Genomic DNA, 14683 nt, shown 5'->3' with positions numbered 1-14683 from the left:
GGGACGCGCCGGCGGATCACAGGCTCTTCTCGAATACCTGCGAATTGCGCTGGAAGTTGTACAGCGAGGCCCGCGCCGCCGGTAGCCGCTCTACGCTGCTGGGCTGGAAGCCGCGCTCGCGGAACCAGTGCGCGGTCCGCGTGGTGAGCACGAACAGGGTCTTCAGGCCGAGTCCGCGCGCGCGCTCCTCGATCCGCTCCAGCAGTTCGTCGCCACGCCCGCCGTGGCGGTACTCCGGGTTGACCGCCAGACAGGCCAGCTCGCCCGCCTCGGAATCGGCGATCGGGTAGAGCGCGGCGCAGGCGATGATCAGCCCTTCGCGCTCGACGATGCTGAACTGTTCAATCTCGCGTTCCAGCACCTCGCGGGAACGGCGTACCAGGATGCCCTGCTCTTCCAGCGGGCGGATCAGCTCGATCAGCCCGCCAACGTCCTCGATGCCCGCCTCGCGCAACTGTTCGAACTGCTCCTGGGCGACCAGGGTGCCGTTGCCGGTGCGGGTGAACAGCTCGCTGAGCAGCGCGCCGTCCTCGGTGTAGCTGACGATATGGCTGCGCTTGACCCCGGCCCGGCAGGCCTGCGCCGCGGCGTCCAGCAGCTCGGCCTGGTAGCTGTTGCCCAGCCGTTGCAGGTGCGCGGGCACCTGCTGCGGGCGCAGTTCGCGGACCAGCTTGCCGGATGCGTCCAGCAGGCCCTGTTCGGCGCCGTAGAGAATCAGCTTTTCCGCTTCCAGGTCGATGGCGGCGCGCATGGCCACGTCTTCGCAGGCCAGGTTGAAGATTTCCCCGGTCGGCGAGTAGCCCAGCGGCGAGAGCAGGACGATGCTGCGCTCGTCGAGAAGGCGGCCAATGCCCTTGCGGTCGATGCGACGGACCTCGCCGGTATGGTGGTAGTCGACACCCTCGACCACGCCGATCGGCCGCGCGGTGACCAGGTTGCCGCCAGCGACCCGCAGGCGCGCGCCCTGCATCGGCGAGGCGGCCATGTCCATCGACAGCCGCGCCTCGATGGCGATGCGCAGACTACCCACGGCGTCGATGACGCATTCCAGGGTCGGCGCATCGGTCACTCGCAGGTCGCGGTGATAGCGCGGAGCCAGGCCGCGCGCGGCCAGGCGCGCCTCGATCTGCGGGCGCGAACCGTGCACCAGCACCAGGCGCGCGCCGAGGCTGTGGAGAAGGACCAGGTCGTGGACGATATTGCCGAAATTGGGATGCTCCACCCCTTCGCCGGGGAGCATGACCACGAAGGTGCGGTCCCGGTGCGAGTTGATGTAGGGCGAAGCGTGACGTAACCAGTTGACGTAGTCGGGCATGGTGGGGAAAGCCTGTCGTTTCGTGAGCGAGAGCAAAGCGTGAGCGGCCGGGACGGCCCGAAGGGCGCCGTTATCGTCGTCGCAGCAACATCGACAGGCTTCTCCTCACTTTCTGGTTAACGAGACGGATGGATCACGCGCGAGTTTAAACCCTCGGCGGCCCCGCAGCGGCGGGATTCGACCATGGTACGGGGCTTGGGGCCGGACCGAACCGTTTTACCACTATTTCTGAAAAAAACTATCCGAAAACCCCGGTTAACTCGCGCAGCGCTTTTTCGCTAGGCTGCCTCGTTCGCCGTGCCGTCCGGCGCGCACCCACGCGAACGAGGAAAATCCATGAGCGAATACTTCCATCACGTCCTGGTCGGCCTGCTCGCCGTGCTCCCGGTAGCCAACCCGCTGACCAGCGTCTCGCTGCTGCTTGGCCTCGGCGGCAGCCTACCGCCGGCGGAGCGCAACCGGCAGATATTCAAGGCCAGCCTCTACGTGGCGCTGATCATGCTGGTCAGCTTCTACGGCGGCAGCCTGGTGATGCAGGTGTTCGGCATCTCCATTCCCGGCCTGCGCATCGCCGGCGGGCTGATCGTCGCCTATATCGGCTTCACCATGCTGTTCCCCGCCACCACGCCGGACGAGACCGAAGTCCAGCACGACCTGCTGTCGGACGAGGAAAAGATCACCCCGCACTTCCGCGACCTGTCCTTCGTTCCGCTGGCCCTGCCGGGTACCGCGGGGCCGGGGACCATCGCCCTGGTGGTCAGCTCGGCGTCGACGCTGCAATCCACCTACGGAAGCATTCCGCTGTTCATCCACCTCGCGGCGATCACCGTCACCCTGCTCACCGCGCTGATCTTCTGGATCGCCCTGCAAAGCTCCGGGCGCATCATGAAGTTCCTCGGCGAATCCGGGATCGACGCCATCTCGCGAGTGGTCGGCTTCCTGCTGGTGGCGATGGGCGTGCAGTTCGTCATCAACGGCGGCTTCGAGCTGGTCGCCGGCCACGCCGCGCTTCAGTCGGCGGCGGGCGTCAGGCAGTAATGCTGGATCAGCCGGCGCAGCACGCCGACCATCGGTTCGATACGCGCCAGTTCGAGGTGCTCGTCGGGCTGGTGGGCACAGGCGATGTCGCCGGCGCCGAGGACCAGGGTCTCGCTGCCCAGGCGCTGGAAGTACGGCGCCTCGGTACCGAACGCCACGGCCTCGGCGCGATGCCCGGTCAGGCGTTCGGCGACGCGTACCAGTTCGCTGTCCTGCGCCTGTTCGAACGGCGGCACGGCAGGGAACAGCGGCTGGTAGTCGATGCTCACCTTGTGCCGTTCGGCCAGCGGCCGCAGGCGCTGGCGGATCGCCTCGCGCAACTGCTCGGGCTGCATGCCGGGTAGCGGGCGCAGGTCGAATTCCAGCGAACACTGGCCGCAGATGCGGTTGGGATTGTCGCCGCCGTGGATGCAACCGAAGTTCAGGGTCGGCTGGGGCACGCTGAACTGCGGGTTGTTCCAGGCCTGCTGCCATTCCCCGCGCAGCGCCATCAGCTCGCCGATGGTCGCGTGCATCGCCTCCAGGGCGCTGCGCCCGAGGTTCGGATCGGACGAATGGCCGCTCTGCCCGAGAATCTCGATGCGCTCCATCATCACCCCCTTGTGCAGGCGGATCGGCCGCAGATTGGTCGGCTCGCCGATCACCGTGGCGCGCCCCAGCGGCCGCCCGCTTTCGGCGAGGGCACGGGCGCCGGCCATCGAGCTTTCCTCGTCGCAGGTGGCGAGGATCATCAGCGGCTGGCGGAACGGCTGGTCGAGCAGCGGCAGCAAGGCCTCGATGGCCAGCGGGAAGAAGCCCTTCATGTCGCAACTGCCGAGGCCGTACCAGCGGCCGTCGCGCTCGTCCAGGCGCAGCGGATCGCTGCTCCACAGCGCTTCGTCGTAGGGCACGGTATCGGTGTGGCCGGCCAGCACCAGCCCGCCGGGACCGCTGCCGTAGCTGGCCAGCAGGTTGAACTTGCCCGGCGAGACTTCCCGGATCTCGCAGCGGAAGCCTAGATCGCCCAGCCAGGAGGCCAGCAGGTCGACCACCGGGCGGTTGGTCTGGTCCAGCTCGGGCTGGGTGCAACTGACGGAAGACGCGGCGATCAGCGCGCCGAACTGGTCTTTCAGAGACGGCAACGGCATGGGACTCTCCACACGGATCGAGCCCCATCATGGCCTATCGCGGCGGTGGATAAAACCGTCCGTTCCGGTTCCGCCTGCGCCAGCCGACGAAGACCGCGCTCAGGCGCCGAACAGCGCGCGCAGGACCAGGAAGAACAGGATCGCCAGCACCGCGCCGGCCGGCAGGGTCACTACCCAGGACAGGAAGATCGAGCCGATCACCCGCAGGTTGAGCGCGCCGATACCGCGCGCCATGCCGATGCCGAGCACCGCGCCGACCAGGGTATGGGTAGTGGACACCGGCAGGCCGATGGCCGAGGCGCCAACCACCGTGGAGGCGGTCGCCAGCTCGGCGGCGAAGCCGCGGCTGGGGGTCAGCTCGGTGATCTCCCGGCCGATGGTCGCGATCACCCGGTAGCCATAGGTAGCCAGGCCGATGACGATGCCCACCGCGCCCAGCAGCAGTACCCAGGACGGCACCGGTGAGCGGGTCACCAGTTCCAGGTCGCCGCCGGCCTGGACCACCGCGACGACCGCCGCCACCGGGCCGATGGCGTTGGCCACGTCGTTGGCGCCATGGGCGAAAGCCATGGAGCAGGCGGTGAAGATCATCAGCACCGCGAAGACCCGCTCGACGCTGGCGAAGCCGCCACGCGGATCGGCTCCGCCAGTGGGTCGGATGCGCAACAGCAGGACGATGCCCAGGCCCATCACCAGGCCACCGGCGAGCAACGCCAGGCCCAGCGTCTGGATGCCGGAAAGCTCCAGGCCGACATGCTTCAGGCCCTTGCCGACGGTCATCAGCGCGACCATGAAGCCCGCCAGGAACATGTACAGCGGCACGTAGCGGCGCGCGCTGCGGAACGGGTCCTCGGCATGCAGTACCAGCCACTGCACGCTCCTGAACAGGGCGAAGGCGAGCAGCCCGGACAGCACCGGCGTCACCACCCAACTGGCGACGATCGGGCCGATCGCGCCCCAGTGCACCGCGTGCACCGAGACACCGACCGAGGCGAAGCCGATGATCGCGCCGACGATGGAGTGGGTGGTCGACACCGGCCAGCCCTTGATCGTCGCCAGCAACAGCCAGACCCCGGCGGCCAGCAAGGCCGAGAGCATGCCGAAGACCAGCAGGTCGGGGGTCATGTACTGCGGATCGACGATGCCGCTCCTGATCGTTTCGGTGACCTCGCCGCCGGCGAAGTAGGCACCGCAGAACTCGAAGACCATCGCCACCAGGATCGCCTGGCGGATGGTCAGCGCCCGTGAGCCCACCGAGGTGCCCATGGCGTTGGCGACGTCGTTGGCGCCGACGCCCCAGGCCATGAAGAAACCGAACAGGCAGGCGAGTACGAGGAAGGCGAAGCCGTGGTCGGCGATCAGGGACATGGGCGGGGATCCGTATGCGGGCAGAAGGCGGAAAGAAACCTGGCGCTCAACGCGCCAGCAATTGCTCCAGGCGGTTGCCGACCCGCTGGGCGCGGTCGGCGACATCGCCGATCCATTCGATGATCTGGTAGAGGAACATCACGTCCACCGGCGGCAGCTCGCTTTCCAGGCGGAACAGCTCGCGGCGCACCTCGACCTGGATGCGGTCGGTGTCGTTCTCGATCGCCTCGAGTTCCTCCACCATGCTCTCCACCAGACTGGTCTCGCGCCCGCCGAAGCCGGTCTCGAGCAGTTCGTTGAGTTCGTTGACTACCCGCAACGCCTGGGCGCTGGCGTCCACCGAGCGCTGCACGTAGGCGAGCATCTGGCCCTGCAGCGGCAGCGGGATGCGCATGCGCCGGCCCAGCATCAGCCCGGCGATGTCCTTGGCGCGATTGGCGACTTTGTCCTGTACACTGAGCAGCTCCAACAGATCGGAGCGCGGCACCGGAAGGAACAGGCTCTTGGGCAGGTGCATCCGGACGTTCTTCTTCAGCCGATCGGCTTCCTGCTCCAGTCGCACCATGTCCTGCTGAACCTGTTCGACCTGCGCCCAGTCCTCGGCGATCACCGCGCGGAAGAACGGCAACAGGCCGGCCGCGCATTCGTGGGCCTTGGCGATGTGCTGCTGCATCGGCCCGATCGGCGAACGGCCGAACAGGCTGATGAACGGATTGGTCGGCATGGAACGCCTCCCTGGTGGAAATGCCGAAAAGTATAGGCCACCCACCCCGCGCGCCTTTGATCTGGAACACCTTCACCCGCGGACGCCTGGCGTCCCGAGCCGGACATCGCCCCATGCAGAAAGAAACCGAAATCAAACTCCGCGTCAGCCGCGCCACCCTGGAAGCCTTGCAGGAGCACCCGTTGCTGAAGAAACGCAACAAATCGGGCTGGGAGCGCCGCGAACTGTACAACCAGTACTACGACACCCCCGGCCGCGAGCTGGCCCGGGCCAAGGTCGCGCTGCGCATGCGCCGCGACGGCGAGCAGTACATCCAGACGCTGAAGAGCCGCGGGCAGAGCGTGGCCGGGCTGTCCGAACGCAACGAGTGGGACTGGTACCTGGAAAAGAACAAGCTCGACCTGAAGAAACTCGACGACAAGTGCTGGCCGGCGGCCCTCAAGGACCTCGACAAGAAGCAGCTCAAGCCGATCTTCAGCACCGACTTCGTCCGCCAGCGCGCCGAAATCGCCTGGGGCCGCGGCAAGGCCAGGGTAGTCGTGGAGGCGGCGCTCGACCTGGGCAAGGTGGTCGCCGGCGACAACCAGGAGGAAATCTGCGAACTGGAGCTGGAACTGCGCCAGGGCGATGCCGCCGCGCTGCTCGAGCTGGCCGCGGAACTGGCCGCCGACCTGCCGCTGATGCCCTGCGACATCAGCAAGGCCGAGCGCGGCTACCGCTTGTTCGACCCGAACAGCTACGAGGTCGATCCCCCGGCGCAGAAACTGCTGGCGGAAACCCCGCTGGACGGTGCCTTCGCCGCCATCGCCTGGTACCTGCTCGGCAGCAGCCAGCGACTGGCCGAACAGTATCGCTTCAACGGCCACTGGCGCCTGCTGGAGGACTGGCTGCAACACCTGCAGGACCTGCGTACCCTGCTCGGCAGCCTCGGCCAGGCGGTGCCACGCGCCAGCAGTCGCGAGCTGCGCGAAGCGCTGGACGCTCTCCTCGCCGACTGGGCGCCGCGCATCGAGCGCGGCCGTGACGACGAGACGCTACGCCAGCAGGCGCCGCAACTGTTCCGCGGCGAACTCGACGAGACCCGCTGGGGCCTGTTCTCCCTGAATGCCTCGCGCTGGCTGCTGGCCAAGGCCTGGACCGAGTCGCGCAACGAGCGCGGCAACCGCCAGGGCGCCGCCGCGCTGAGCAAATGGCTGCTGCGCAGCCTTGCCGAAGAAGCCCAGGCCACGCCGCTGGCGCGCGCCCACCAGCATCCCGAGCTGCTTCCCGACCAAGCGCCGCGCCTGCAGCGCATGCTTACCTGGTTGCGCCTGGCGCGCGGCGTGCTCGACCTGCCGGAAGCCGACCGCCTCTACGGCGAACTGGCCAAGTTGCTGGAGCTGCTGCGGCAACCTGTCGATGCCGAGCGCCTGGCTGACCGCGCCACGCAGGCCCATACTGTGCTGACGCTCAAACCCTGGAAGGCGCTGATGAAATAAGCTTCGCCGCTACCGCCATCATCCGAAGGGAGTCTGCATGTCCGTGTTCGCCACCGCCGCCCAGGACCGCCTGCTGGACCTCGGCGACCTGCTCCGCGAGCTGGTCGCCCAGGGCCGGGTCGGGCAGGAGCAGGCCGAACAGTGCCTGGCGATCCGCCGCAGCGCGGTGCGCAACCAGCAGCATCCGCTGGAGTTCCTCGCCGCGCAGCAGGTCGAGGATCTCAAGCGCCCCGGACGCAAGCTCGACCTGGAGACCCTCACCCAGTGGCTGGCCGAGTACGCCGGCCAGCCCTACCTGCGCATCGACCCGCTGAAGATCGACGTCGCCGCGGTGACTCCGCTGATGTCCTACGCCTTCGCCCAGCGCCATGGCATCCTCGCCGTCGCGCTGAGTCCGGAGGAAGTCACCATCGCCAGCGCCCAGCCCTTCGTACAGGGCTGGGAAAGCAACCTGGTGCATGTGCTCAAGCGACCGATCAAGCGGGTGGTGGCGAACCCGGCGGACATCCAGCGCTACACCGTCGAGTTCTTCCGCCTGGCCCGCTCGGTCAGCGGCGCCACCTCGCCGGACCAGAAGATCAGCGGCGTCGGCAACTTCGAGCAGTTGCTCAACCTCGGCGCCGCCGACCAGGAGCCGGACGCCAACGACGCGCACATCGTCACCATCGTCGACTGGCTGTTCCAGTACGCCTTCCAGCAGCGCGCCAGCGACATCCACATCGAGCCGCGCCGCGAGCAGGGCACCGTGCGCTTCCGTATCGACGGCGTGCTGCACAACGTCTACCAGTTCCCGCCGCAGGTGACCATGGCGGTGGTCAGCCGCCTGAAGTCGCTGGGACGGATGAACGTGGCGGAGAAACGCAAGCCGCAGGACGGCCGGGTCAAGACCAAGACCCCGGACGGCGCCGAGGTGGAGCTGCGCCTGTCGACCCTGCCCACCGCCTTCGGCGAGAAGATGGTGATGCGCATCTTCGACCCCGAGGTGCTGCTCAAGAGCTTCGACCAGCTCGGCTTCTCCGCCGACGACCTGCGCCGCTGGCAGAGCATGACCAGCCAGCCCAACGGCATCATCCTGGTCACCGGCCCCACCGGCTCGGGCAAGACCACCACGCTCTACACCACGCTCAAGCAACTGGCCACCGATGAGGTGAACGTCTGCACCATCGAGGACCCGATCGAGATGATCGAGCCCTCGTTCAACCAGATGCAGGTCCAGCACAACATCGACCTGACCTTCGCCAGCGGCGTACGCGCCCTGCTGCGGCAGGACCCGGACATCATCATGGTCGGCGAGATCCGCGACCTGGAGACCGCCGAGATGGCGATCCAGGCGGCGCTCACCGGGCACCTGGTGCTCTCCACCCTGCACACCAACGACTCGCCCACGGCGATCACCCGCCTGCTCGAACTGGGCGTGCCCTACTACCTGATCCGCGCCACGGTGCTCGGGGTCATGGCCCAGCGCCTGGTGCGCACACTCTGCCCGCACTGCAAGGCGCCGATGCAACTGGCGGACAGCGACTGGCACGAACTGACCCGCCCCTGGAGCGCCCCGCCGCCCAGCGGCGCGCACCAGGCCGTGGGTTGCCTGGAGTGCCGCGACACCGGCTATCGCGGGCGCGCCGGCGTCTATGAAATCATGCTGCTCAGCGATAGCCTGAAAGAACTGATCACCGCCGACACCGACCTGGTCGCCCTGCGCCGCCAGGCGTACAAGGAAGGCACCCGCAGCCTGCGCCTGTCCGGCGCGCAGAAGGTCGCCGCGGGTATCAGTACGCTGGAAGAAGTACTGCGGGTGACCCCGCAGAGCGAACAGAAGTAGCGGCACATCCCGTCGGCGGAGTTCCGACGGTTGCACGGCACAACGCCGGACGGGCCTGCCAGGCCCACAGACAAGGATGTAGACGATGACGAGCGCTCCACCCGCCGTCCCCGCGCCGACGCTCCCCAGCCCCGGCGCACCGCACCTGCGGCGAGCCGCGAGCGGCGTCCCTGGCTCGATGTGGCTCGGCCGGCCGCCGAGCCGGCGCTGAGGGCCGGCCGATGGAAATCCTGCTGCTACGCCTGGACTTCTGGGACTGGCTGGCCTTCGGTACAGTCCTCCTGCTCCTGGAAATCTTCGGTGCCGGCGGCTATCTGCTGCGGGTCGGTCTCACCGCCGCTTGTGTCGGTGCGCTCGGCGCGCTCCTGCCGGGACTGGCCTGGCCTTGGCAGGTAGGGCTGTTCGTCCTGCTCTCCGGGCTGGTCGCCGCCTTGCATCGACGCCGTCGCCGCAAGGCCGGTAGCGTCGAGGAAACGCCAGGGTTGCAGCGACGCGGCGACGACCTGTTCGGCCGCACCTTTCCCTTGCACCGGGCGATCGTCGGCGGGCTCGGCGAGCTGCGCGTCGAAGACGCGTTGTGGTTGGTCAGCGGTCCCGACCTGCCGCGCGGCGCCCTGGTCCGGGTCACCGGCCAGGACGGCGCCCTGCTGCACGTCGAGCCTGCCGTTCCCTGAATCGCTGTAGCTCCCGGCCGGCGGGGGCTGTACGGCAGCGGAAAAAGCGACCGGACGGTCATCCCCGCTGGAACTCCGGGACGCCAAACGCGATCTGATGTAACACGCAGCCCCCTATCAGGAGTTCCCCCATGCGTTCCGTCAAACTCGCCGCCGCCACCCTGGTCATCGCCGCCCTGCCGCTGGGCTCGGCCATGGCCGATACCTTCTGGCGCAACATCATTTCCTCGGGTGCCACCACGGCCTCCACCTACCTGACCTTCCGCCACGACCACAAGCTGATCGTCGCCGCGCAGGACGACGCCGGCAGCTACATCGCCAGCGACGGCGCGATCCGCGGGCCGTACCTGGAAGCCGCCCTGCAGAAGCTGCGCAACGACAACCCGGACCTGCAGGCCAGCGACATGGAACTGGCCAGCGCGATCCTCGCCGGCGGCGAGCAGTCCGCCGTCCAGCAGTAGGCCCCGGCGACCTCGCCTCCGCCCGGAGGCGAGGTCACTCGCGGTAGTCGTCCAGCGGCACGCAGGCGCAGAACAGGTTGCGGTCGCCGTAGACGTTGTCCACCCGGTTAACCGCCGGCCAGTACTTGAACGCCCGCGCATGTTCGCTCGGGGTCACCGCCTCGGCGATCTCGTAGGGTCTCTGCCAGATCCCGGTAACGTCGGCCAGGGTATGCGGCGCCCGTTTCAGCGGGTTGTCCTCCGCCGGCCAGTCGCCGCTTTCCACCTTGCCGATCTCGGCCCTGATGCTCAGCATCGCCTCGACGAAGCGATCCAGCTCCGCCTTCGACTCGCTCTCGGTCGGCTCCACCATCAGCGTGCCCGGCACCGGGAAGGACATGGTCGGGGCGTGGAAGCCGTAGTCCATCAGGCGCTTGGCCACGTCTTCCTCGGTGATCCCGGTCTGCGCCTTGAGCGGTCGCAGGTCGAGGATGCATTCGTGGGCGACGCGCTCGTTGCGCCCGCGGTAGAGCACCGGGAACGCCCCGTCCAGGCGGTTCGCCAGGTAGTTGGCGGAGAGGATCGCCACCTCGCTGGCGTCGGCCAACTGCGGGCCCATCATGGCGATGTACATCCAACTGATCGGCAGGATGCTGGCGCTGCCCCAGGGCGCCGCGCTGACCGCGTCGTTCAGCGGGTTCGGCCCTTCGACGCGGATCACCGGGTGGTTGGCGACGAACGGCGCCAGGTGCCGCTTGACCCCGATCGGCCCCATGCCCGGTCCGCCACCACCATGGGGGATGCAGAAGGTCTTGTGCAGGTTCATGTGCGAGACGTCCGCGCCGATGTCCGCCGGTCGCGCCAGGCCGACCTGGGCGTTGAGGTTGGCGCCGTCCATGTAGACCTGGCCGCCGTGGCGGTGGACCACTTCGCAGATCTCGCCTATCCCCTCCTCGTAGACGCCGTGGGTCGAGGGATAGGTGATCATCAGGCAGGACAGCCGGTCGCCCGCCTCGGCCGCCTTGAGGCGCAGGTCGTCGAGGTCGACGTTGCCGCGGGGATCGCACTCGACGATCACCACCCGCATGCTGGCCATGATCGCCGAGGCCGGGTTGGTGCCATGCGCCGATGCGGGAATCAGGCAGATGTCGCGCTGGCTATCGCCGCGGCTCTGGTGGTAGCGGCGGATCGCCAGCAACCCGGCATATTCGCCCTGTGCTCCCGAGTTCGGCTGCATGCAGATGGCGTCGAAGCCGGTGATCGCCCGCAGCCAGGCTTCCAGTTCGTCGATCATCCGGCGATAGCCCTCGGCCTGCTCGCGCGGCACGAACGGATGCAGTTCGGCGAATTCCGGCCAGGTGATGGGGATCATCTCGCTGCTGGCGTTGAGCTTCATGGTGCAGGAGCCGAGCGGGATCATCGCCTGGTTCAGCGCCAGGTCCTTGCCTTCCAGCTGGCGCAGGTAGCGAAGCATCTCGGTCTCGCTGTGGTGGGCGTTGAACACCGGATGCTGCAGGTAGGCCGAAGTGCGTTGCAGGACCGCCGGAATGCCGTCGGCCACCGCCCCGCCATCCAGGTGCGCGACATCCAGCCCGTGGCCGGCGCCGAGGAAGATCTCGAACAGGGTCGCCAGGGTCGCCGCGTCACAGGTTTCGTCGAGGCTCAGGGCCAGCCGCCGGTCGTCGACCACGCGCAGGTTGACCCGCGCCGCCCGCGCCCGTTCGAGGATCGCCGCCTGACGCTCGCCGACCTCGTAGGTCAGGGTGTCGAAGAAGTGCCGGTTGAGCCGCCGCAGTCCCTTGCTTTCCAGGCCCGCCGCCAGCAGCGCGGTCAGGCGCTGGACGCGTTGGGCGATGCGTTTCAGCTCCTGCGGCCCATGGTAGACGGCATACAGCGAAGCAATGTTGGCCAGCAGCACCTGGGCGGTGCAGATGTTCGAGTTGGCTTTTTCCCGACGGATGTGCTGCTCGCGGGTTTGCAGGGCCATGCGCAACGCCGGGTTGCCGCGGGCGTCGCGGGAAACGCCGATGATCCGCCCCGGCATTGCCCGCTTGTACCCTTCGCGGGTGGCGAAGAACGCCGCGTGCGGCCCGCCGTAGCCCATCGGTACGCCAAAGCGCTGGGCGCTGCCGAGCACCACGTCGGCACCGAGTTCCCCCGGCGGGGTCAGCACCAACAGGGCGAGCAGGTCGCTGGCGACGCAGGCCAGCGCCTGTTGGCCGTGCAACGCCTCGATAAGCGGGCGCAGGTCGCGGATCTCGCCACGACTGTCCGGGTATTGCAGCAAGGCGCCGAACACCGCGTGGGCGGCAAGATTGTCCGGCTCGTCGACGACCAGCTCGAAACCGAACGCCTCGGCGCGGGTACGCAACACCGAAACGGTCTGCGGATGGCAATGCGCATCGACGAAGAACCGGTTGCTCCTGGCCTTCGCCACCCGCCTGGCCAGGGCCATGGCCTCGGCGGCGGCGGTGGCTTCGTCGAGCAGCGAGGCGCTGGCCAGGTCGAGTCCGGTGAGGTCGATGGTCAGTTGCTGGAAATTCAGCAGCGCTTCCAGGCGGCCCTGGGCGATTTCCGGCTGGTAGGGCGTATAGGCGGTGTACCAGCCGGGATTCTCCAGCACGTTGCGGAGGATCACCGGCGGCGTCACGGTGCCGTAGTAGCCCATGCCGATCAGGCTGGTCCAGCGCTGGTTGAGCCCGGCGTAGCCGCGCAGGCGCGCCAGGGCGGCCTGTTCGTCGAGCGCGGCGGGCAGTTCCAGCGGCCGGTTGAGGCGGATCGCCGGCGGCACCGTCTGCACGATCAGTTCGGCGCGAGTGGAAACTCCGAGGAAATCCAGCATGGCCTGCTGTTCCGCCGGATCGGGGCCGAGGTGGCGGCGCAGGAAGGCATCGGCGGGCTGGAGCTGGGCGAGGGACGGCGTCTGCGACATGGCTTCGGTCTCGTTGGGGGCGGCATCGCCCTGCCAGCGATCGTCGCCGAACGGATATCGAATGAGAAAGCAACGACGGCGAAAACGCATTTCGCCGCTGCAAAAAGAACAAAGCCTCGAATGATCGAGGCCTTGTCCAAGGATAGCGGGTTTTGTCGCGACTACGCGGCGGCTCAGCCTTCCGCGTCGACGGCGGCCTGGTAGCCAGCGGCGTCGAGCAGCTTGTCCAGCTCGGCCGGATTGCTCGGCTTGAGCTTGAAGAACCAGGACGCGTACGGGTCGTTGTTGACGTCTTCCGGGGTGTCGGCCAGGGCTTCGTTGATAGCGATGACTTCGCCGCCGATCGGCGAATAGATGTCGGAGGCGGCCTTCACCGACTCGACCACGCCCGCTTCCTGGCCGGCGGCGAGGGTCTTGCCCAGCTCCGGCAGCTCGATGAAGACCACATCGCCAAGGGCTTCCTGGGCATGGTCTGAAATGCCCACGGTAACGCTGCCGTCGGCTTCCAGACGAGCCCATTCGTGGCTCTGGGCGTAACGCAGTTCGGCGGGAATATTGCTCATCTTGTTTTCCTCGAAGTCGGGGGCGACGGCGGTCGCCATTGCCAGGTTAGATCAGGGGCTTGCCGTGACGCACGAAACTGGGCTGGACCACCCGTACCGGGTACCACTTGCCGCGGATTTCCACCTCGGCGCGGTCGCCGGTGGCGGCCGGCACGCGGGCCAGCGCGATGGACTTGTTCAGGGTAGGCGAAAAGCTGCCGCTGGTGATCTCCCCCTCACCAATGCCAGCTACCCGCACCACCTGGTGGGCGCGCAGCACGCCGCGCTCCTCCAGAACCAGGCCGACCAGCTTCGGCTGGTCGCCGGCGGCCTTCTGCGCTTCCAGCGCGCGGCGGCCGACGAAGTCCCGCGCAACCGGCTCCCAGGCTACGGTCCAGCCCATGTTGGCGGCAAGCGGGGAAACGCTTTCGTCCATGTCCTGGCCGTAGAGATTGAGCCCGGCCTCCAGGCGCAGCGTATCGCGCGCCCCCAGGCCCGCCGGGGAGATCCCGGCGCCAACCAGCTCGTTGAGGAAGCCCGGCGCCTCGGCGGCCGGCAGCATGATTTCCAGGCCGTCCTCGCCGGTGTAGCCGGTGCGGGCGATGAACCAGTCGCCCTCGGCACGGCCCTGGAACGGCTTGAGTTCGCGAATCAGCGCGGCGCGTGCCGGGGATACCAGTTCGGAGCTGTGCACGCGGGCGTTGGGGCCCTGGATGGCGAGCATCGCCAGGTCGCCGCGTTCCTGCAGGTCGACCTTGAAGCCGGCGGCCTGCGCCTGCATCCAGGCGATGTCCTTGTCGCGGGTGGAGGCGTTGACCACCACCCGGTAGCCGTTCTCGGTCAGGTAGACGATCAGGTCGTCGACCACCCCGCCCTCTTCGTTGAGCATCGCGCTGTAGAGCGCCTTGCCGGTCTCGCCGAGGCGCGCCACGTCGTTCGCCAGGAGATGCTGCAGATAGGCCGTAGCCTGCTCGCCGGCGACGTCGACCACGGTCATGTGGGACACGTCGAAGACGCCGCAGTCACGCCGGACCTGATGGTGCTCCTCGACCTGCGAACCGTAGTGCAGCGGCATGTCCCAACCGCCGAAATCGACCATCTTGGCGCCGAGCGCGACGTGCAGCTCGTAAAGCGGGGTGCGCAATCCCATGGGTATTCTCCTTCCGGGCGTAGCGGGTGCCGTCGGCAGAGACCGCCGGCACGAAATCGCGCGCATTGTAGCC

12 protein-coding genes are annotated in these 14683 nt (G+C 67.9%); 5 read left to right on the top strand and 7 right to left on the bottom strand.

All coding sequences use genetic code 11. The features are described from left to right. Positions 1 to 16 precede the first annotated feature (16 nt). Entirely contained in the window at positions 17 to 1315 is a 1299-nt protein-coding gene (gene argA / locus HMPREF2924_RS14545; protein WP_003096265.1) for an amino-acid N-acetyltransferase, read from the bottom strand. A 336-nt stretch (positions 1316 to 1651) separates the two neighbouring features. Here argA and HMPREF2924_RS14540 point away from each other — a divergent pair, with 336 nt between their 5' ends. Beyond that, entirely contained in the window at positions 1652 to 2353 is a 702-nt protein-coding gene (locus HMPREF2924_RS14540) for a MarC family NAAT transporter (RefSeq protein WP_003096266.1), read from the top strand. Here HMPREF2924_RS14540 and argE read toward each other — a convergent pair. The 3 genes from argE to HMPREF2924_RS14525 form a co-directional block, all read right to left on the bottom strand. Further along, the gene (gene argE, locus HMPREF2924_RS14535) at positions 2326 to 3480 is read right to left on the bottom strand and encodes an acetylornithine deacetylase (RefSeq protein ID WP_003136032.1); all 1155 of its coding nucleotides are present in this window, start codon (positions 3478 to 3480) and stop codon (positions 2326 to 2328) included. The genes HMPREF2924_RS14540 and argE overlap by 28 nt on opposite strands. Before the next feature lie 99 nt (positions 3481 to 3579). Next, entirely contained in the window at positions 3580 to 4848 is a 1269-nt protein-coding gene (locus tag HMPREF2924_RS14530) for an inorganic phosphate transporter (RefSeq protein ID WP_003109992.1), read from the bottom strand. A gap of 46 nt (positions 4849 to 4894) precedes the next feature. Beyond that, positions 4895 to 5572 carry a TIGR00153 family protein gene (locus tag HMPREF2924_RS14525; protein ID WP_003096272.1) on the bottom strand — a complete coding sequence of 226 codons (678 nt, stop codon included), beginning with the start codon at positions 5570 to 5572 and terminating at the stop codon, positions 4895 to 4897. 113 nt (positions 5573 to 5685) lie between these two features. Here HMPREF2924_RS14525 and HMPREF2924_RS14520 point away from each other — a divergent pair, with 113 nt between their 5' ends. The 4 genes from HMPREF2924_RS14520 (at position 5686) to HMPREF2924_RS14505 (ending at position 10007) form a co-directional block, all read left to right on the top strand. Then, complete coding sequence (locus tag HMPREF2924_RS14520) at positions 5686 to 7050, top strand: CYTH domain-containing protein (protein WP_003136034.1); 1365 nt, start codon at positions 5686 to 5688, stop codon at positions 7048 to 7050. 37 nt (positions 7051 to 7087) lie between these two features. Then, positions 7088 to 8872 carry a type IV pilus assembly ATPase TfpB gene (locus tag HMPREF2924_RS14515; protein ID WP_003096276.1) on the top strand — a complete coding sequence of 595 codons (1785 nt, stop codon included), beginning with the start codon at positions 7088 to 7090 and terminating at the stop codon, positions 8870 to 8872. A 221-nt stretch (positions 8873 to 9093) separates the two neighbouring features. After that, the gene (locus HMPREF2924_RS14510; RefSeq protein WP_009314473.1) at positions 9094 to 9546 is read left to right on the top strand and encodes an NfeD family protein; all 453 of its coding nucleotides are present in this window, start codon (positions 9094 to 9096) and stop codon (positions 9544 to 9546) included. 131 nt (positions 9547 to 9677) lie between these two features. After that, complete coding sequence (locus tag HMPREF2924_RS14505) at positions 9678 to 10007, top strand: DUF2388 domain-containing protein (protein ID WP_003096280.1); 330 nt, start codon at positions 9678 to 9680, stop codon at positions 10005 to 10007. 34 nt (positions 10008 to 10041) lie between these two features. Here HMPREF2924_RS14505 and gcvP read toward each other — a convergent pair whose 3' ends face one another. From gcvP to gcvT, 3 genes are all read right to left on the bottom strand, one after another. Further along, on the bottom strand, positions 10042 to 12918 hold the full coding sequence (gene gcvP, locus HMPREF2924_RS14500) for an aminomethyl-transferring glycine dehydrogenase (protein ID WP_003136046.1): 2877 nt from the start codon (positions 12916 to 12918) through the stop codon (positions 10042 to 10044). A gap of 173 nt (positions 12919 to 13091) precedes the next feature. Beyond that, positions 13092 to 13481 carry a glycine cleavage system protein GcvH gene (gene gcvH / locus HMPREF2924_RS14495; protein ID WP_003107397.1) on the bottom strand — a complete coding sequence of 130 codons (390 nt, stop codon included), beginning with the start codon at positions 13479 to 13481 and terminating at the stop codon, positions 13092 to 13094. A gap of 46 nt (positions 13482 to 13527) precedes the next feature. Then, positions 13528 to 14610: a glycine cleavage system aminomethyltransferase GcvT gene (gene gcvT, locus HMPREF2924_RS14490; RefSeq protein ID WP_003136048.1), complete on the bottom strand. Its 1083-nt coding sequence runs from the start codon at positions 14608 to 14610 to the stop codon at positions 13528 to 13530. Positions 14611 to 14683 lie beyond the last annotated feature (73 nt).

The organism is Pseudomonas sp. HMSC063H08 (assembly GCF_001813645.1).
Taxonomy (GTDB): domain Bacteria; phylum Pseudomonadota; class Gammaproteobacteria; order Pseudomonadales; family Pseudomonadaceae; genus Pseudomonas; species Pseudomonas aeruginosa.
The sequence above is the reverse complement of the archived record's forward strand: the minus strand, read 5'-3'. Positions and strand labels throughout refer to the sequence as shown.

Coding starts and splice junctions, on each gene's coding strand:
- argA (WP_003096265.1), bottom strand. CDS start 1,315: ATGCCCGACTACGTCAACTGGTTACGTCACGCTTCGCCCTACATCAAC.
- HMPREF2924_RS14540 (WP_003096266.1), top strand. CDS start 1,652: ATGAGCGAATACTTCCATCACGTCCTGGTCGGCCTGCTCGCCGTGCTC.
- argE (WP_003136032.1), bottom strand. CDS start 3,480: ATGCCGTTGCCGTCTCTGAAAGACCAGTTCGGCGCGCTGATCGCCGCG.
- HMPREF2924_RS14530 (WP_003109992.1), bottom strand. CDS start 4,848: ATGTCCCTGATCGCCGACCACGGCTTCGCCTTCCTCGTACTCGCCTGC.
- HMPREF2924_RS14525 (WP_003096272.1), bottom strand. CDS start 5,572: ATGCCGACCAATCCGTTCATCAGCCTGTTCGGCCGTTCGCCGATCGGG.
- HMPREF2924_RS14520 (WP_003136034.1), top strand. CDS start 5,686: ATGCAGAAAGAAACCGAAATCAAACTCCGCGTCAGCCGCGCCACCCTG.
- HMPREF2924_RS14515 (WP_003096276.1), top strand. CDS start 7,088: ATGTCCGTGTTCGCCACCGCCGCCCAGGACCGCCTGCTGGACCTCGGC.
- HMPREF2924_RS14510 (WP_009314473.1), top strand. CDS start 9,094: ATGGAAATCCTGCTGCTACGCCTGGACTTCTGGGACTGGCTGGCCTTC.
- HMPREF2924_RS14505 (WP_003096280.1), top strand. CDS start 9,678: ATGCGTTCCGTCAAACTCGCCGCCGCCACCCTGGTCATCGCCGCCCTG.
- gcvP (WP_003136046.1), bottom strand. CDS start 12,918: ATGTCGCAGACGCCGTCCCTCGCCCAGCTCCAGCCCGCCGATGCCTTC.
- gcvH (WP_003107397.1), bottom strand. CDS start 13,481: ATGAGCAATATTCCCGCCGAACTGCGTTACGCCCAGAGCCACGAATGG.
- gcvT (WP_003136048.1), bottom strand. CDS start 14,610: ATGGGATTGCGCACCCCGCTTTACGAGCTGCACGTCGCGCTCGGCGCC.